Source organism: Rhodococcus sp. IEGM 1354 (genome assembly GCF_030056855.1).
Taxonomy (GTDB): domain Bacteria; phylum Actinomycetota; class Actinomycetes; order Mycobacteriales; family Mycobacteriaceae; genus Rhodococcoides.
The window spans coordinates 456,022-474,359 of record NZ_JASHKT010000002.1 but is presented as its reverse complement, the minus strand read 5'-3'; the positions used below and the strand labels follow the sequence as shown (position 1 = coordinate 474,359).

12 protein-coding genes are annotated in these 18,338 nt (G+C 65.2%); 8 read left to right on the top strand and 4 right to left on the bottom strand.

The annotated features are described in order from the left end of the window. Nucleotides 1-69 precede the first annotated feature (69 nt). From QM588_RS06685 to treZ, 6 genes are all read left to right on the top strand, one after another. The gene (locus QM588_RS06685; protein ID WP_283312273.1) at nucleotides 70-870 is read left to right on the top strand and encodes a MerR family transcriptional regulator; all 801 of its coding nucleotides are present in this window, start codon (nucleotides 70-72) and stop codon (nucleotides 868-870) included. Further along, the gene (locus tag QM588_RS06680; protein ID WP_283312272.1) at nucleotides 867-1,493 is read left to right on the top strand and encodes a hypothetical protein; all 627 of its coding nucleotides are present in this window, start codon (nucleotides 867-869) and stop codon (nucleotides 1,491-1,493) included. Before QM588_RS06685 ends, QM588_RS06680 begins: the two co-directional genes overlap by 4 nt. A gap of 211 nt (nucleotides 1,494-1,704) precedes the next feature. Then, complete coding sequence (locus QM588_RS06675; RefSeq protein ID WP_283312271.1) at nucleotides 1,705-3,831, top strand: acyltransferase family protein; 2,127 nt, start codon at nucleotides 1,705-1,707, stop codon at nucleotides 3,829-3,831. Between the two features lie 56 nt (nucleotides 3,832-3,887). Then, a complete protein-coding gene (glgX, locus tag QM588_RS06670) occupies nucleotides 3,888-6,179 on the top strand; it encodes a glycogen debranching protein GlgX (protein WP_283312270.1) in 2,292 nt (763 codons plus the stop codon). Between the two features lie 3 nt (nucleotides 6,180-6,182). Beyond that, a complete protein-coding gene (treY, locus tag QM588_RS06665; protein WP_283312269.1) occupies nucleotides 6,183-8,558 on the top strand; it encodes a malto-oligosyltrehalose synthase in 2,376 nt (791 codons plus the stop codon). Next, complete coding sequence (gene treZ / locus QM588_RS06660; protein ID WP_283312267.1) at nucleotides 8,555-10,330, top strand: malto-oligosyltrehalose trehalohydrolase; 1,776 nt, start codon at nucleotides 8,555-8,557, stop codon at nucleotides 10,328-10,330. The genes treY and treZ overlap by 4 nt, the downstream gene beginning before the upstream one ends. Here treZ and QM588_RS06655 read toward each other — a convergent pair. Then, nucleotides 10,303-11,859 carry an MFS transporter gene (locus QM588_RS06655; RefSeq protein WP_283312266.1) on the bottom strand — a complete coding sequence of 519 codons (1,557 nt, stop codon included), beginning with the start codon at nucleotides 11,857-11,859 and terminating at the stop codon, nucleotides 10,303-10,305. The genes treZ and QM588_RS06655 overlap by 28 nt on opposite strands. A 114-nt stretch (nucleotides 11,860-11,973) precedes the next feature. Between QM588_RS06655 and QM588_RS06650 the strand changes: the two genes are divergently transcribed. Beyond that, entirely contained in the window at nucleotides 11,974-12,498 is a 525-nt protein-coding gene (locus tag QM588_RS06650) for a TetR/AcrR family transcriptional regulator (RefSeq protein WP_027497323.1), read from the top strand. A 1-nt stretch (nucleotide 12,499) separates the two neighbouring features. Here QM588_RS06650 and ilvA read toward each other — a convergent pair whose 3' ends face one another. Both ilvA and QM588_RS06640 read right to left on the bottom strand, forming a co-directional pair. After that, the gene (ilvA, locus tag QM588_RS06645) at nucleotides 12,500-13,855 is read right to left on the bottom strand and encodes a threonine ammonia-lyase IlvA (protein ID WP_283312265.1); all 1,356 of its coding nucleotides are present in this window, start codon (nucleotides 13,853-13,855) and stop codon (nucleotides 12,500-12,502) included. Between the two features lie 69 nt (nucleotides 13,856-13,924). Next, nucleotides 13,925-14,359 carry a nitroreductase family deazaflavin-dependent oxidoreductase gene (locus tag QM588_RS06640; RefSeq protein WP_283312264.1) on the bottom strand — a complete coding sequence of 145 codons (435 nt, stop codon included), beginning with the start codon at nucleotides 14,357-14,359 and terminating at the stop codon, nucleotides 13,925-13,927. A 164-nt stretch (nucleotides 14,360-14,523) separates the two neighbouring features. Between QM588_RS06640 and QM588_RS06635 the strand changes: the two genes are divergently transcribed. Then, the gene (locus QM588_RS06635) at nucleotides 14,524-14,793 is read left to right on the top strand and encodes a hypothetical protein (protein ID WP_283312262.1); all 270 of its coding nucleotides are present in this window, start codon (nucleotides 14,524-14,526) and stop codon (nucleotides 14,791-14,793) included. On the opposite strand, the gene dnaE is transcribed toward QM588_RS06635, so the two are convergent. After that, a complete protein-coding gene (dnaE, locus tag QM588_RS06630; RefSeq protein WP_283312261.1) occupies nucleotides 14,764-18,300 on the bottom strand; it encodes a DNA polymerase III subunit alpha in 3,537 nt (1,178 codons plus the stop codon). The genes QM588_RS06635 and dnaE overlap by 30 nt on opposite strands. Nucleotides 18,301-18,338: the final 38 nt, after the last annotated feature.

Here is an 18,338-nt window from a genome sequence, read left to right as displayed (position 1 = left end):
GTGGGGACCCGAACAGTATCCAGCGATCGGTCTTGACCTTGACGCTACGTCAATGTTCACACTGGACGTATGAGAATCGGATCCCTCGCCGATGCCGCCGGAACGACCCCGCGGACGGTGCGCCACTACCACCGACTCGGCTTGCTCTCCGAGCCTCGGCGACTGTCCAACGGCTACCGCGAGTACACGATCGACGACGTCGTTCGGCTGATGCGAATCCGCTGGTTGGCCGAGTGCGGAATGCCGCTGGGCGCGATAGCGGCAGTGCTCGACGGAATCGCGACGGACGAGCCCGACGCGGTCGCGGACCTACGAGCCCTGCTGGCGGGCATCGAGACCGAGCAGACGGCATTGGCACACAAGCACAGTCGCTTGTCGGCGTTGCTCGACGACGCCGTCGAACGGCGTCCTCTGACCGCGCTCCCACGAGATGTGGCCGCGACGTTCGGGTCCTTGCTCGACGCAGCGGACGAACGGGACCGGCCCGCGCTGATCCGCGAACGCGATCTACTCGAAGTGATGGCAATTTCGGGCCGCGTCCCGGCAGCATTCTTCGAGACGATGTCCGCCGCGCTCGGCGATCACGACCTACGTCGGAGATACCTGGTGTTGCTACGACGCTTCGGTGCCCTCGAGGGCCGAAGCGTCGCCGAATCCGAGGACGACATCGACGCGTTGGCCGACGAGTTGGTGTCCGTACTCGATGTAGAGTCTTTCGCTCAGATGCCCGAGTCCGCTGCGCTCGGGAGCGACTCGACCGGGTTCCTCGACATCGAGGACATCGTTCCCGACGTGGCCCAACGCGCCGTCGTCCTCCGCACCACGGCCCGCCTGCTCGACGGTGAGCATCCGGCAGGAACATCACAGTGACCCCGGATCGGGGTGCCCGAGTCGGCAGATGGCACGCACTGCTGTTGTGGGCACGCGGCCGCCACGCACCGATCGCGGCCGACTCTGCCGAGTTCACCGCGGTGCGCGGAACGGGTGCGATGCCGTTGATGTTCGGTGTGGCCTCGGTCGTCGAAATCGTCGTCGTGCATCTCCTGGTGCCGTGGCTGTGGCTCGATATCGTGCTCGGTGCGCTCTCGGTCGTATCGATCGTTCTGCTGGCCTCGGCCGCAGCCGTCGGCCGGGTGCACCCCCATGTCCTGACGCCCGAAGCACTCGTCCTGCGCAGCTCCGGCGAGGTCGTCGCCACGGTCGAGAGATCGGCGATCGTCTCGGCCCGACTCCATCGCCGGTTCGGCGTGGTGGCTCCCGCCGTCCGCGACGACCGAGCCGTGTTACCGAATCAGGACGGCACGAATGTCGACATCACGTTGTCGACACGCACCACATTCGTCGTACCCGCACCCCTGCGTCGGTGGCGGGTCGACGGCACCGCGACGTCCATCGGCTTGTACGTGGACGATCCCGCAGCACTTGTCGCCGCGCTGTCCTCGGTGCCGGCCGACCGTGGGATGTGCAGGACCGACCTGCGGCGAGACCGGTGAGACCCACTGTGAGAAACCGGCGACGAGCTGGGACCGGCACCGCAGTACGGACTCCGAACAGTGCGTCACCGCGCGTACACGTATTGTTTGCCCAGAACGTCTTCTTGTCTGCGACGAACCTCGTCGTCTGCCGAGCAGCTTTCGAGACGAACACCACCGACCGTGACCGCCCGACCAGTGGTCGATCGACAGCCGGAGCCATTCCCCTTTCATGCAGGTACATCCGAGCGACACCGATCACGAATCGGCAACCGATTCCGCGGCCCCGAGTTCGGTGTCGACTCCCGTCGCGCCGAGACCGGCACAGCGTCACGATCTGAACGGCCTGCGTGGTGTCGCCATCGCCCTCGTGGTCGTGTTCCACATCTGGATGGGCCGGGTGTCGGGCGGAGTCGACGTCTTCCTCACCCTGTCCGGCTTCTTCTTCACCGCTTCACTGCTCCGATCGGCCGAGGCCGGTGCAAGCCTGAACCCGATCACCCGCGTGGTCCGCGTGCTCCGCAGACTCGGACCGCCACTCGCGATCACCCTGTTGGCGGTAGCGGCCGCGTCGGTGTTCCTGCTGCCGAGGACCCGCTTGGCCGACGTGGGCGACCAACTCGTCTCCGGCGTTTTCTTCTACGTGAACTGGCAGTTGGCGACAACGGCCAACGATTACCTGGCGGCCGACCCCTCGGTGAGCCCGGTTCAGCACCTCTGGTCCGTCGCGGTGCAATTCCAGTTCTATCTGCTGGCAATTGCCGTCGTGTTCGGTCTCGCGTGGATTCGACGCTCGGTGCGACCGGAGGGACCGCGAAGTCTGCGACCACAGACCTTCGCCGTGATCTTTGCCGTCATCGCGGTGTTGTCGTTCGTGTATGCAGCGGACGGTGCTCGACGCCATCAGGCGTGGAACTACTACGACACGGGCGCGCGGCTCTGGGAGATCATGCTGGGCGCCGCCATCGCGGCCACGTTCGCGGCACTCGCCGGCAGAAACACCGGGGCCGACGCCCGCGCGAGTCGGGTGGGAACGACCGCACGGGGCGTGCTCGCAGCCTGTGCGATGTTCGTCATCGTCGGCTGCGGATTCGTGGTGGACGGCGTGACCGCGTTCCCCGGTCCATTGGCGCTGATTCCGGTACTGGCCACTGTGGCGCTGATCGTCGCAGGCTCGAACACCGTGGTCGGCGCGACGTTGTCCAACCGGTTCTTCGCCTGGGTCGGCTCGATCGCGTTTCCGTTGTACCTGTGGCACTGGCCGCTGTTGATCTTCTACCTGTCGGCCACCGGCAGGTCCCACGCGGACATACCCGGCGGACTCGGCATCGTCGGTGCATCGGTCGCACTCGCGTGGCTCACCGTCCGCTTCGTGGAGCGTCCCACGCAGGCCACCACCCTCACTCCCGGGCGCATCGCAGTCACGGCCACCGCCCTCGTTGCGGCCGTCGCGGTGACAGCGAGCTCGGTCGGCTGGAACGCCTACATCGAACGATCGATCTCGGCCGTGCAGGCCGATCAATCGGTCGACGAAGCCACGCACCCGGGGGCGCTGGAACTGACCGACGGTATTCGCGTCGAACCGGCCGAGATGACGCCTCCCCTGTACTCCGCTCCCGAGGATCTTCCCGTCACCACCCTCGAGGGCTGCATCGCGGATTTCGAGACTCGCGACGCCCTGTCGTGCACGTACGGCGACGTCGACGCGGCCCGAACGATCGTGCTGGCAGGGAGTTCACACGCGGAGCACTGGGTGACGGCTCTCGACACTCTGGGCCGGCAGCACGGCTTCAAGGTGGTCACGTTCGTCAAGATGGGGTGCCCTCTCAGCCTGGACACGATGCCGATGCTCGGGCAGAACGAGTACCCGGATTGCCTGGACTGGACCCAAACCGTGCTCGACGACGTCGCGTCGATGCAACCGGAATACGTGTTCACGACGGCCACCCGACCCCGCGACGACTTCCCCGGTGACTTCACCCCACCCTGGTACGTCTCGGTCTGGCAGCAGTTGATCGCAGACGGTGTCGGCGTCCTCGGCATCAGGGACACCCCGTGGCTCGCGTATCGAGCCATCGACTGCCTGGCCGACGGCGGCTCGGCCACCTCGTGCGGCATCCCGCGAGACGAGGCGCTCGACTCGGTCAACCCCGCTCTGGCGTCCTCGTTCCAGCTGAGCGGATTCTCCGCCCTCGACCTCTCGGACGCGGTGTGCGACGACACCGTCTGTCGCGTCGAGCAGGGGAACGTACTGATCTATCGCGACGAGCATCATCTGACCGCCACCTACGTGCGAACCCTGACCACCGAGCTCGGCCGGCAGCTCGGATCTGCGACCGGCTGGTGGGCCGGACCGTGAGCGGAGCGGCTCGCGCTCGGTAAGCCTGGCCCCACCGGTCACAGTAGGGTTGATCCATGCTGCACGACGCCTCCGACGACACGCCCGCCATCGCCGTATGGCCGGGATCCCCCTATCCACTGGGAGCGACCTACGACGGAGCAGGAACCAACTTCGCCTTGTTCTCCGAGGTCGCCGAGGCCGTGGACCTGTGCCTGATCGCCGAGGACGGCACCGAAACTCGTATTCGTTTCGAGGAGTCCGACGGCTACGTGTGGCACGCGTACCTGCCCACGGTGGTGCCAGGACAGCGCTACGGCTACCGCGTCCACGGGCCGTGGGATCCCGCTGCCGGACATCGTTGTGATCCCAGCAAGTTGTTGGTCGATCCTTACGGCAAAGCATTCGAGGGGTCGTTCGACGGGGACCGATCGCTCTTCTCCTACAACATCGACATCCCGGCCGCCGAGCCCGAACCCGTGGAGTCCGCGGACTCCGCAGCCGCGGATCCGCTCGACGCCGAGGACCGGTTCGAGGACGCGGCAGACCTCGCCGATCCAGAGGGCGAGATCGTCGACGAGGCACCGGTTGCCCACGACGACGAACCGAACAACGATTTCCCCCAGCACGATTCGCTGGGACACACCATGACCACCGTGGTCATCAACCCCTTCTTCGACTGGCAGGCCGACCGCGCACCGAAGAGGCCGTACCACGAGACCGTGATCTACGAGGCCCACGTCAAGGGCATGACGATCACCCACCCGGACATCCCCGAGGCCGAGCGCGGCACCTACGCAGGTCTGGCACATCCGGTCGTCATCGAGCATCTGCAGCATCTGGGCGTCACCGCGATCGAGCTGATGCCGGTACACCAGTTCATGCAGGACCAGGTACTCCTGGACAAAGGACTGCGAAACTACTGGGGCTACAACACCTTCGGATTCCTCGCGCCTCATGCGGAGTATTCCTCGCATCAGTCGCCCGGTGCTGCGGTCACCGAATTCAAGGCAATGGTCCGTTCGTTCCACGCCGCCGGCATCGAGGTGATCCTCGACGTGGTCTACAACCACACCGCCGAGGGAAACCACATGGGTCCCACCATCAGCTTTCGCGGCATCGACAATGCCGCGTACTACCGACTGGTCGACGGCGACCTCGAGCACTACATGGACTACACCGGGACCGGCAACAGTCTCAATGCACGACACCCGCACACGTTGCAGCTCATCATGGACTCGCTGCGCTACTGGGTCACCGAGATGCACGTCGACGGATTCAGGTTCGACCTCGCATCCACCCTGGCTCGTGAACTACACGACGTCGATCGGCTGAGCGCGTTCTTCGATCTGGTGCAACAGGATCCGATCGTCAGCCAGGTGAAGCTGATCGCCGAGCCGTGGGATGTCGGCGAGGGCGGATACCAGGTGGGCAACTTCCCCGGTCTGTGGACCGAATGGAACGGCAAGTACCGCGACACCGTTCGCGACTACTGGCGTGGTGAGCCCGCAACGCTGGGCGAGTTCGCGTCCCGCCTGACCGGATCCTCGGATCTCTACGAGGCGACCGGCCGTCGCCCCGGTGCCAGCATCAACTTCGTCATCGCGCACGACGGCTTCACCCTCAACGACCTGGTCTCGTACAACGACAAGCACAACGACGCCAACGGCGAGGACAACAACGACGGCGAGAGCCACAACCGGTCGTGGAACTGTGGCGTCGAGGGCCCCACCGACGATCCCGAGATCCTCGATCTGCGTGCCCGCCAGATTCGCAACATCATGGCCACCCTGCTGCTCAGTCAGGGCACCCCGATGATTGCGCACGGCGACGAACTCGGCCGAACTCAGCAGGGCAACAACAACGTCTACTGCCAGGATTCGGAACTGGCGTGGATGGACTGGTCCCTGGCCGAGACCAACGCCGACCTGATCGAGTTCACCCGCAACGCAATTGCGCTGCGCGCCGAGCACCCGGTGTTTCGCCGTCGCCGATTCTTCGAGGGCAGGCCCATCCGGTCGGGCGAACAGGCACGTGACATCGCCTGGCTCACCCCCGCCGGCGAGGAGATGACGCCCGAGGACTGGGACAGCGGTTTCGGCAAATCGCTCACCGTGTTCCTCAACGGCGAAGGTATCCCCGAGCCGAATCAGCGCGGGGAGCGGGTGGTCGACGACTCGTTCCTGTTGTGCTTCAACGCACATCACGAGACGATCGAATTCGTCACCCCAGACGGAAATTACGCCAAGGAATGGACCGTCGCCCTGGATACGGCAGCGCGCACGGGAGCGGGTGAGAAATCGATAGAAGCGGGTACACCGGTGGAGGTCACCGCTCGATCCCTACTCGTTCTACGAAAGACTGCCTGACTCATGCCGCTGCCCACCAGCACATACCGGTTACAACTGCGCGGCGATGCCTTCACCCTGGCCGACGCCGCCGACGTGGTCGACTACCTGCACGACCTCGGAGTGAGCCATCTCTATCTCTCACCGATACTGACCGCGACCGACGGTTCGACGCACGGGTACGACGTCACCGACACCTCGAGCGTCTCCGCCGCCCTCGGCGGGCGAGACGCATTGGCCCGCTTGCACTCTCGGGCTGCCGAGGTGGGCATGGGGATCATCGTCGACATCGTTCCCAACCACGTCGGGGTGGAGGATCCACGACAGAACGCGTGGTGGTGGGACGTTCTGCGGCGCGGTCGTGACTCGGAGTTCGCCACCTACTTCGACATCGACTTCGCAGCCGACAACGGTGTGGACGGCAAGATCGCCATCCCTGTGCTCGGCAGCGCCGGCGACGTCGCCGAGCTCACCGTCGACCGCTCCGAGGACGAGCCGCTGCTGGCGTTCTACGAGCACCGCTTCCCCATCGCCGACGGCACCGACGGCGACGACGCCCAGGCCGTGCACGACCGTCAGGCCTACCGCCTCGTCAGTTGGTCCGCCGGGTTGATCGGTTACCGCCGCTTCTTCTCGGTGAACGGCCTGGCCGGTGTCCGCCAGGAAGACCTCGACGTCTTCACCGACTCACATCGCCAGGTGGCGAGCTGGATCGAGGACGGGCTGATCGACGGGTTACGCGTCGACCACCCCGACGGCTTGGCCGATCCCGCCGGATATCTGACCGAACTACGCGGGCTGCTCGGTCCCGATCGCTGGCTGGTGATCGAGAAGATCCTGGCCGACGGCGAACCGTTGGACGAGTCGCTCCCCGTCGACGGCACGACAGGGTACGACGCGTTGGCGGCCGTGGGCGGGATATTCGTCGACCCGGAAGGGGCACCGGCACTGACCGCACTGTCCCAGGTACGCTCCGGCATCGCCTACGACGACGAGACGTTGCACGAGACGGAACTCGACCTCAAGACCGCTGTCGCGCGCGGCGACCTGTCCCCCGAGGTGCGACGCCTCGCCCGCGCCGTGGTTCGTGAATCGGGTACCTCCATCGAGCTCGAATCGGTGATCGACGCCATCGTCGCCGTCGTTGCCGCAGTTCCGGTATACCGCACCGACTACGCCCCGCTGGCCGGTGTGCTTCCGGGTGTCGTTGCCGCCATCGGTGAAGAGCAGCCGGAATTGGCCGGCGGTCTCGACGCTCTGACAACCGCCTTGATCGCCGGTACCGAATCCCCCGTGCGTTTCGATCAGGTGTGCGGTGCCGTCACGGCCAAGGGCGTCGAGGACTGCCTGTTCTACCGCGCCAACCGGTTGATCTCGCTGCAGGAAGTCGGCGGCGATCCCGCTCGGTTCGGTTGCAGCCCAGCGTACTTCCATCTGAAGAACGCCGACCGCGCGAAGCGCTGGCCCGCCGCGATGACGACACTGTCCACGCACGACACCAAACGCGGTGAGGACGTCCGGGCGCGTATAGGCGTGCTCTCGCAGACGCCGGAGTTGTGGGCCCGGTCGATCGCCGATTGGGAGGAGCTGACCCCGAGCCCCGACGGCACCACGGGAATGTTCCTGTGGCAGAACGTGTTCGGCGTTTGGCCGGTCGACGGGGTGGTCACCTCGACTCTGCGCGAACGGGTACACGCCTACGCCGAGAAAGCCATCCGCGAGGCCTCTCTCCGCACCACGTGGACCGATCCGGACGAAGAGTTCGAGACTGCCGTACACACGTGGCTCGACGCGATCATGGACGGCCCGGTGGCGCGTTCGATGACGATGCTCGTCGAAAAGCTCTCGCCGCATGGACGTTCCGACGCACTCGGGCAGAAGTTGCTCACCCTCGTCGGCCCCGGAATCCCGGATGTGTATCAGGGCACCGAGTTGTGGGAGGACTCGCTCGTCGACCCCGACAACCGCAGGCCCGTCGACTACTCGGTACGCCGGTCCGTTCTGGCCGGACTGAACGGATCAGTGCCGTCGGTCGACACCGGTGCTGCGAAATTGGCCGTGGTTCGTTCCGCGCTGACGGTACGACGCGAACGGCCTGAGAGCTTCGTCGGCGGTAGTTACACGCCGATCGTCGCGGACGGGGCCGCGGCCGAGCATGTCGTCGGATTTGCCCGAGGTCCGTTGCCCGGCAACTCCGATGTGGTTGCACTGGCCACGAGGCTGTCCCTCGGCGTGGCCGAGACAGGGTGGGGCGAGACGAGCGTGACGCTGCCCGACGGTCGTTGGCGCGATCCCATTACCGACGCCGAACACAGCGGGACCGTTGCGGTCGCCGAGCTGTTCGCCTCACTGCCGGTTGCACTTCTGGTGCGCGACAACGAAGGAGAGTCAGCACGATGACATCCTCGACCACTACATCCTCGAGCACGACATCTCCCGCGCCGTCACGCGAATTTTCCGTGTGGGCACCGTCCCCCGAGAAGGTGCGGCTGCAACTGGACGACTCCGTCCACGACATGACGCGATCCTCCGACGGCTGGTGGCGAGTGGAGGTGGCTGCCGCCGCGGACAGCCGCTACGGATTTCTCCTCGACGACGCCGAGAAGGCGCTGCCGGATCCACGCTCGCCTCGGCAACCCGATGGTGTGCACGAATTGTCCCAGGTGTTCGAGGTCGATCCGTCGTTGTGGACCGATTCCGCATGGACCGGTCGTCAACTCCCCGGATCGTCGATCTACGAACTCCACATCGGCACCTTCACTCGCGAGGGAACGTTCGACGCGGCGATCGACAAGCTCGATCACCTCGTCGACCTCGGCGTGTCCTTCGTCGAGATCATGCCGGTCAACGGATTCAACGGCGTGCACAACTGGGGCTACGACGGCGTCCTCTGGTACACCGTGCACGAGGCCTACGGTGGCCCGGAAGGGTTGCAGCGCTTGGTCGATGCATGCCACGGCCGCGGGATCGGTGTGGTTCTCGACGTCGTCTACAACCATCTCGGCCCGTCCGGCAACTACCTGGAACGCTTCGGTCCCTACATGACCGAAGGGGCCAACAGCTGGGGCCAGGCGATCAACTATGCCGATGCAGACTCGGGCGAGGTGCGGCGCTACGCCCTGGACAACGCGTTGCGCTGGTTCTCCGAGTTCCACATCGACGCGTTGCGTCTCGACGCGGTGCACGCCATCGTCGACCACACGGCGGTGCATCTCCTCGAGCAGCTCTCGATCGAAACGCGCACCCTGTCAGCGCATCTCGGCCGTCCTCTGACCCTGATCGCCGAGAGCGACCTGAACGATCCGTCGCTGATCACGGCGCGGTCGGGTGGCGGCTACGGACTCGACGCACAGTGGGACGACGACATTCACCACGCGATCCATGCTGCGGTCTCCGGCGAACGGCAGGGCTACTACGGCGACTTCGGGTCGTTGCAGGGCCTGGCGAACACGTTGCGGCAGGGCTTCTTTCATGCCGGAACGTACTCCAGCTTCCGCGGCCGAATCCACGGGCGACCATTGGACACCCGCCGCATTCCCGCCAGCTCTCTGGTGGCCTACACGACCACCCATGATCAGGTCGGCAACCGTGCGATCGGAGATCGCCCCGGCTTCTACCTCTCCCCCGGGCAGCTCGCGATCAAGGCAGCGCTGGTACTCACTTCGCCCTACACTCCGATGCTGTTCATGGGCGAGGAATGGGGAGCGTCGACTCCGTTCCAGTTCTTCACCTCGCACCCCGAACCCGAGCTCGGCAAGGCCACGGCGGAAGGACGCAAAGCCGAGTTCGCCGCACACGGGTGGGACAAGAGCGACATCCCCGACCCACAGGATCCCGAGACGTTCACGCGATCGAAATTGAATTGGTCGGAACTGGGCGACGGCGACCATGCCCGACTGCTGGCCGTCTATCGAGACCTATTGGCCCTGCGCCGCGCGCGGACCGAATTGACCGACCCGTGGCTCGACCACGTGAAGGTCGAGTACGACGAGGACGCCCAGTGGATCGCGATTCGCCGCGGCCGCGTGAGCGTGGTGTGCAATCTGTCCGAGTCCGCGGTGACGGTGCCGGTCGGCGGCTCCACACTGCTCGAGTGGGAGCCGACGACCTCGAACGACACCGGGTCTGCCACCACGGTTCCCGGTCACTCCTTCGCGGTGCTCGAATCCTGACGAACCCGTAGGTTCACCAGCACGAATACGGCGGTGACCGCAAGGACCACCGCGGTGGCGACGGCCGCAACGTGCATGCCCGAGACGAACGCGGCATGCGCGGAGTCCAGGAGGACCGTCGCCACCGAGTCCGGTAGTTCACGGGCCACCGCGTCTGCGCCGCCGAGCGTTTCGGCTGCTCTGGCACCGAGCTCGGGTGTGAGCTGCGAGGTGTCGATCCCGCGTCGGAAGATGGCCATGACGACCGTGCCGAGGATCGCCACTCCCAACGCGATGCCCAGCTCGTACGCGGTTTCCGACACCGCGGACGCAGCCCCGGCTCGTTCGGGTTCGACGGCGCTGACCACCAGGTCGGACGTCAGAGTGAGCGCGAAGCCGACGCCGGCACCCACCAGGACGAATCCGGCGATGAACAACGCCGGGCTGGTGTCGGTACCGAGACCGACCAGGATGCCCGCGCCCGCAGCGGCAGCGATCATGCCTGCGCCGAGGACCGTGCCTGCGGTGAAGTACCGAACCAGAACCGCCGCGAGCAATGAGGTCACGATGCTGGCGGCCGTGCCCGGCAGCAACAGCAGTCCGGCTTCGAGCGGGCTGTTGCCCAGGACGAGCTGCAGGTACTGCGAACCGAAGAACAGCACGCCGGCGAGTGCGAACACGGACAGGAAGTTCGTCGCCACACCCGTCGAGAAGGCACGGTTGGCGAACAGCCGGATGTCGATCATCGGGGCGTCCAGAATTCGCTGCCGCCGCACGAACACCACACCGGCGATCATGCCGACGACGGCGGAGACCACGTAGGTCGGGTGAAGGCCGTGCGCTGCGATCTCCTTGACCGCGAACACGATCGGAACGATAGCGAGCATCGACAACGCCGAGCTGGGTAGGTCGAAACGGCCCGGGTTCGGATCCTTGGACTCGGGAATGACCAACGGCCCCAGCGCGATCAGCGCAATCATGACGGGAATGTTGATGAGAAACACCGAACCCCACCAGAAGTGCTCGAGCAACCACCCGCCCACGAGCGGACCGGCGGCCGCGCCGCCGCCCGCCATCGCGCCCCAGACGCCGATAGCGGTCACCCGTTGGCGCGGATCGAGGAAGATCGTGCGAATCAGGCCGAGAGTGGCGGGCATCAAGGTCGCGCCGGAGATACCCTGCAGAACTCGCGCCGCGATGAGCATCTCCGGGCTGGTCGAGACCGCCGCAACGAGTGAGGCGATTCCGAAGCCCGCGGCTCCGATCAGCAGTAAGCGACGCCGACCGATCCGGTCACCGAGCGTGCCCATCGTGATGAGCAAGCCGGCCAGTACGAACGAGTACACGTCGATGATCCACAGCAGCTGATTGCTCGACGGTGCCAGATCGGCGCTGATGAACGGCAGGGCGAGATCGAGCACGGTTCCATCGACCGCGATGAGAAGTACGGCAAACGCGAGCACCACCAACCCGAGCCAGTCGCGCGCGGTGGCCCTGGAGGCCGATCCGCCGTCGATCTCGTGCACCGCACCGGTCCGCACGTCGCTCACCATGACTCCATTTCGCCCGCCCGGTCCGCGACCGGGCACATCCTCGATACCAACCGTCCAGCCGGTACAGCTCCGAAGACTACCTCGAACCGTCCAGCCGGTAAAGTGAATTTCATGTCATCTGACACACGCGACCGAATTCTGGATTCGCTCGAGACGCTGCTCCTCGAACACGGCATGACCAAAGTGACCCTGGACAGCGTCGCTGCCGCCGCCGGGGTATCGAAGGGCGGCTTGCTGTACCACTTCAAGACCAAGGACGCACTGGTCGCTGCCATGGTCCGGCGGCTTGCGGTTCAGGCCGATCAGCAGCGAGCCGACGCCGGCGCAGGTGGCACCTCCGTGGCGGAGTGGTATCTGCAACCACCCGATTGCATTTCGGAGAAGGAAATCGCGCTCTACCGCTCCACGCTGGCGGCACTGCGCAGCGTCGACGGAAACTCCGGCGAGGTGCAAGACGCCGTCACGGACATGATGCAGCAGTGGGACGAGGGCTTACGCACCGAGATCGACGATCCGGTGCAGGCCGAGATCATCCGACTCGTCGGCGACGGGATATACCTCGGAGCCGTCCTCGACCTGCCCGCCGTCGACCCCGAACTGCACAAGCGGGTGGTCGACCGCCTGCTGGGTCGGTGACTCAGGTCAAGTAGCGGTAGACCGGCGAACCCGGCTCCAGCTGCTCCACCTGAAGGTGCGAGGACCGCATACGTTCGAGGAGGGCCGAAAGGCCGTGCGCCGCACCGAGTTGGATGCCGACGAGCGCGGCACCGGTCTCCCGGTTGTTTCGCTTGACGTACTCGAACAAGGTGATGTCGTCCTCGGGTCCGAGTACCTCGTCGAGAAAACGACGCAGCGCGCCGGGCTCCTGCGGAAAGTCCACGAGGAAGTAGTGCTTGAGGCCGAGGTGGACGAGCGATCGTTCGAGAATCTCGCCGTACCGTGAGACGTCGTTGTTTCCCCCGGACACCAAGCACACGACGGTGCTTCCCGGTGCGATGTCGAGGTGCTCGAGCGCGGCGACCGCCAAAGCGCCTGCGGGCTCGGCGATGACCCCTTCGTTCTGGTACAGCTCGAGCATTGCGGTACAGACCGCGCCCTCGTCTATCTGGGTGATCAGGAACGCACCGGGGCCGGAGCTTTCGAACACCGGCGCGGTGATCAGGGGCAACGATGCATGGGACACCACCGTCGCGCCCAACGACCGCAGCGCCGAGTACGGAACATCGCCGATGCGCCGGACCGCAGCCCCGTCGACGAACGGATCTATATCCGACAGCGTCACCGGCTCACCGGCGATCAACGCAGCGGTCATCGACGCAGCACCGGATGGTTCGACGCCGACCAACGATGTCTGCGGAGCGCGCTCACGCAGGTAGCTCGAGATACCCGCGATGCAGCCGCCCCCGCCGACGGGCATCACCACCACATCGGGTGCGCCACCGAGCTGATCGACGATTTCCTTGGCGATCGTCCCTTGGCCCGCCACCGTTCGTGGATCGTCGAACGGCGGGACCATGGTGGCCCCGGTACGGGCCACATCCGCGGCGGCCGCCGCAGCTGCCGCGTCGAACGTGTCGCCGATGACGATGAGCTCCACGAAGTCGCCTCCGTGCACCCTGATTCGGTCACGCTTCTGCTTGGGGGTGTTGGCCGGCACGTAGATCCGACCTCGCACCTGCATGGACCGACAGGCGAATGCCACCCCCTGCGCGTGGTTCCCGGCACTCGCCGTGACCACGCCGACGCTGCGCTCGGCATCGGTCAGCTGATCCATCAGGTTGTAGGCACCGCGAATCTTGTACGAGCGGACGATCTGCAGATCTTCACGTTTGAGGTAGACCGTCGCTCCGGTCTCTGCCGACAGGCGCTCGCACAACTGCAGGGGTGTCGCGGCGACCACCGAGGAAATTCGCATCGCAGCTGCATCGATGTCGGCCGCGGTGACGGCTACCGACGAAGGGCGCTGGGAGGCGAGCTCAGGTGATGAAGACACCAGCACATGCTGCCACCAGCGTGGAACGGTCACCCACTCGGGACCGTTCCACGGGCAGGCCGATCGCGCTCAGGCGCGAGCGAGGACGAACACCGGGATCTCCCGGTCGGTCTTCTTCTGGTAATCCGCGTAATCGGGGTAGACCGCGACCGAACGCTCCCACCACACGGCCTTCTCGTCGCCGGTTACCTCCCGAGCGACGTAATCGTGCTTTTCGGGTCCGTCCTGCAACTCCACCAGCGGCTCGGCCTTGACGTTGAAGTACCAGACGGGATGCTTCGGCGCACCGCCGAGGGAGGCCACGATGGCGTACTCCCCCTCGTGTTCCACCCGCATCAACGGTGACTTGCGCAGCTTCCCGCTCTTGTTTCCCTTGGTGGTCAGCAGCACGACCGGCATCCCGTTCATCGTCGTGCCTTCGGTCCCGCCCGAGTTCTCGTACAGCTCGGCCTGCTTGCGGGCCCAGTCGGATGAACTCGGTTCGTATTCTCCTGTCAATGGCATGGTTTCAGTCAACACCCACGACCGCCGAGACGCCACCGAATCTCGATCGTCGCAGGTCGGAACCGTGAGTTCGGTGGACCGAATCTTTGCGTAGGTATAGTCTGAACTTCACCCGCCGGACGCCCGAATCGTCGAACCGGACGGGCGCACCCGAGGAGGACGCGATGACCTACACGAGCAACCAGGTGAGCCGTCGAACTGTCCCCGTTCTTCGCACGGTCGATGTCGCCGGAGTCGAATGGCCTCTGTACAAGCTCGAGTCATTGGCGATCGGGCTCGTCGTGTTCGTCGCCACCCTCGCGCTGGTCGGATCACTGCAGGCAGCCGTCCTCGGCGGCGCGGCAGTCGCAATCGCCGCGTGGTGGACTCTCCGATTGACCGAGGTCCACCCCGCCCGGACCGGCTCACCCCGTCAGGCAGCCGGGTCCCAGTAGCGCCTTCAGGTCTCCCATCAGCGCCGACGTCGGCGTCACCCGCAGACTGTCGTCGAGCTTCATCGTGGTGATCTTGTCGCCACTGACCAAACGTAGATGGACGTCCGAGGTCCCTGGGTGGCTGATCAACACCCGCTTGAGCGCGCCGACCTTGTCTGCCGTGCACAGCCGCGTCGGCAAACTCACCGCGAGCGGCTTGTCGATACCGATCGCCGAAAGATCCGGCACCGCAAGATCGTTCGCGATCAACGACACCCGGTCGTCACGCACCGACACGCGACCCTTGACGAGCACCACCGAGTCCTCGGTGACGTCGGCACCGAACACCGAGTAGGCCTGCGGGAAGAACAGCACCTCGATGCCGCCGGCGAGGTCCTCGAGCTGAGCCGACGCCCACGTCAGACCGTTCTTGTTGATCCGCCGGTTCACCGAGGCCAGAATTCCGCCGACGGTGACCTGAGTGCCGTCCTTGATGTCCCCTTCGAGAATGGTCGGGATGTTGCAGTCGGACTTCGCGGCCAACATGTGCTCGACGCCCAGGAGCGGGTGGCCGGAGACGTAGAGACCGAGCATCTCGCGCTCGAGGGCCAGCCGGTGCTTGGACTCCCACTCCTCGTCCGGCACGCGGACGTTGAACACCGAGGAAATGGACTCGTCGGCGTCCTCACCGCCGAACAGATCGAACTGTCCGATCGCCTCGGCCTTCTTGGTGCCCATCACCGCATCGATCGCATCGGCATGGATCAACATCAGACCCTTGCGCGGATGATCGAGAGAGTCGAAAGCGCCTGCCTTGATGAGAGATTCGGTGACCTTCTTGCTGCACGCGATCGCGTCGATCTTGCCGAGGTAGTCCGAGAAATCCGTGTACTTGGACTTCTCCGACCGCGCTCTGATGATCGATGCGACCACGTTCGTGCCCACGTTGCGCACCGCGCCGAGACCGAACCGGATGTCTTTGCCCACCGATGCGAAGTTGAGCTCGGATTCGTTGACGTCCGGCGGCAGCACCGTGATGCCGAGCTTGCGGCAGTCGGCCAGGTAGATCGCGGCCTTGTCCTTGTCGTCACCGACACTGGTGAGCAGGCCGGCCATGTACTCGGCCGGGTAGTTGGCCTTGAGGTACGCCGTCCAGTACGAGACCAGGCCGTATCCGGCCGAGTGCGATTTGTTGAACGCGTAGCCGGCGAACGGGAGCACGGTGTCCCACAGCGCTTTGATGGCGGCCTCGGAGAAGCCGTTGTCCAACATGCCCTGCCGGAATCCGGCGTACGCCTTTTCCAGCTCGGAGAGCTTCTTCTTTCCCATGGCACGACGCAGCAGGTCGGCCTGGCCCAGGGTGTACCCGGCGACCTTCTGCGCGAGCTGCATGATCTGCTCCTGGTAGACCACCAGGCCGTACGTCTCGCCGAGAATCACCTTGAGCGGCTCTTCGAGCTCGGGGTGAATCGGCTTGACCTCCTGCCGCCCGTTCTTGCGGTCGGCGTAGTCGTTGTGCGAGTTCATGCCCATCGGACCCGGGCGGTACAGCGCCAGCACGGCGACGATGTCCTCGAAACCGGTGGGCTGCATGCGGCGCAGCAGGTCTCGCATCGCGCTGCCGTCGAGCTGGAAAACACCGAGAGTGTCTCCGCGAGAAAGCAATTCGAAGGTCGCCGGATCGTCGAGCGGCAACGCGTCGAGATCGATGTCGATGCCGCGGTTGGCCTTGATGTTGTCGATCGCGTCGCCGATGACCGTGAGGTTTCGCAGACCGAGGAAGTCCATCTTCAGCAGGCCGATGGCCTCGCACGACGGGTAGTCCCAGCCGGTGATGATCGCGCCGTCCTGGGCGCGCTTCCACACCGGGATGGCGTCGGTGAGCGGCTCCGAGGACATGATGACCGCGCAGGCGTGTACGCCCGCGTTGCGGATCAGGCCTTCGAGGCCCTTGGCCGTCTTGTAGATCGTGGCCACGTCAGGGTTGGAGTCGATGAGCGCTCGGACCTCGACGGCCTCCTTGTAGCGCTCGTGCGACGGATCGGTGATGCCGGCCACCGAGATGTCCTTGGCCATGATGGGCGGCGGCAATGCCTTGGTGATCTGATCGGCGATGCCGAAACCGGGCTGGCCGAACTGCACACGTGCGGAGTCCTTGATGGCGGCCTTGGTCTTGATGGTGCCGAAGGTGATGACCTGCGCGACCCGGTCGCTGCCCCACTTCTCCGTGGCGTAGCGCACCATCTCACCGCGACGACGATCGTCGAAGTCGATATCGATATCGGGCATCGAGACGCGCTCGGGGTTGAGGAATCGCTCGAAGAGCAGCCCGTGCGGGAGCGGATCGATGTTGGTGATGCCCATGGCGTAGGCAACCAGGGATCCGGCGGCGGAACCACGGCCCGGTCCGACTCGGATGCCGACGGCTTTCGCGTGGTTGATCAGGTCGCCGACCACGAGGAAGTAGGCCGGGAAGCCCATCTCCAGAATCACCTTGATCTCGTACTCAGCACGCGCGAGGTAATCCTCGGCCGGACCGTCGGGGAACCGACGTTCGAGTCCGGTCATGACCTCGTGCCGCAGCCACGTTCCCTGCGTGTAGCCCTCGGGAACCGGGAAGATCGGCATCCGGTCGCGGTGTGCCCACACCTCGTCGTAGGGCTGGACTCGCTCGGCGATGAGGAGCGTGCTGTCGCAGGCACCGGGTACCTCGTCGTCCCAGAGGGCACGCATCTCGGCAGCGGATTTGAGGTAGTAGCCGTCGCCGTCGAACTTGAAGCGCGTGGGATCGCTGAGCGTCTTACCGGTCTGGATGCACAGCAGAGCCTCGTGGTTCTCGGCGGCGTCCTTGGTGACGTAGTGGCAGTCGTTGGTGGCCAACGGCGGAATGGACAGCTTCTTGCCGATGTCGAGCAGGCCCTCTCGGACTCGCCGCTCGATGGACAGACCGTGGTCCATCAACTCGAGGAAGAAGTTGTCCGGGCCCCAGATCTCCTGCCACTTGGCCGCGGCCTCGAGGGCTTCACGGTCCTGGCCGAGACGTAGGCGCGTCTGAACCTCACCGGACGGGCATCCGGTGGTGGCGATGATGCCCTCGGCGTGGTGAGCGATGATCTCCTCGTCCATGCGGGCCCACTTGCCGAGCTGACCCTCGATGGACGCGAGCGAGGACAGCTTGAACAGGTTGCGAACGCCGGTCGCGTTCTCCGCCACCATCGTCATGTGCGTGTACGCACCGCTACCGGAGACGTCGTCGGACTTCTGGCTTCGATCGCCCCACAGCACGCGCTTCTTGTTGAATCGGGATTCGGGAGCGATGTAGGCCTCGATACCGATGATCGGCTTGATGCCGGCCTTCTTGGCCTCGTTGTAGAACTCGCTGGCTCCGTACATGTTGCCGTGGTCGGTCATGCCGACCGCCGTCATCTCCAACCGCGCCGCCTCGGCGAACATGGCCCCGATCTTGGCGGCACCGTCGAGCATCGAATATTCGGTGTGGTTGTGCAGATGAACGAACGAATCGGCCACGAAGGTTCTCTCCTGAAGGTCGTGCGTTTTCGAAAATA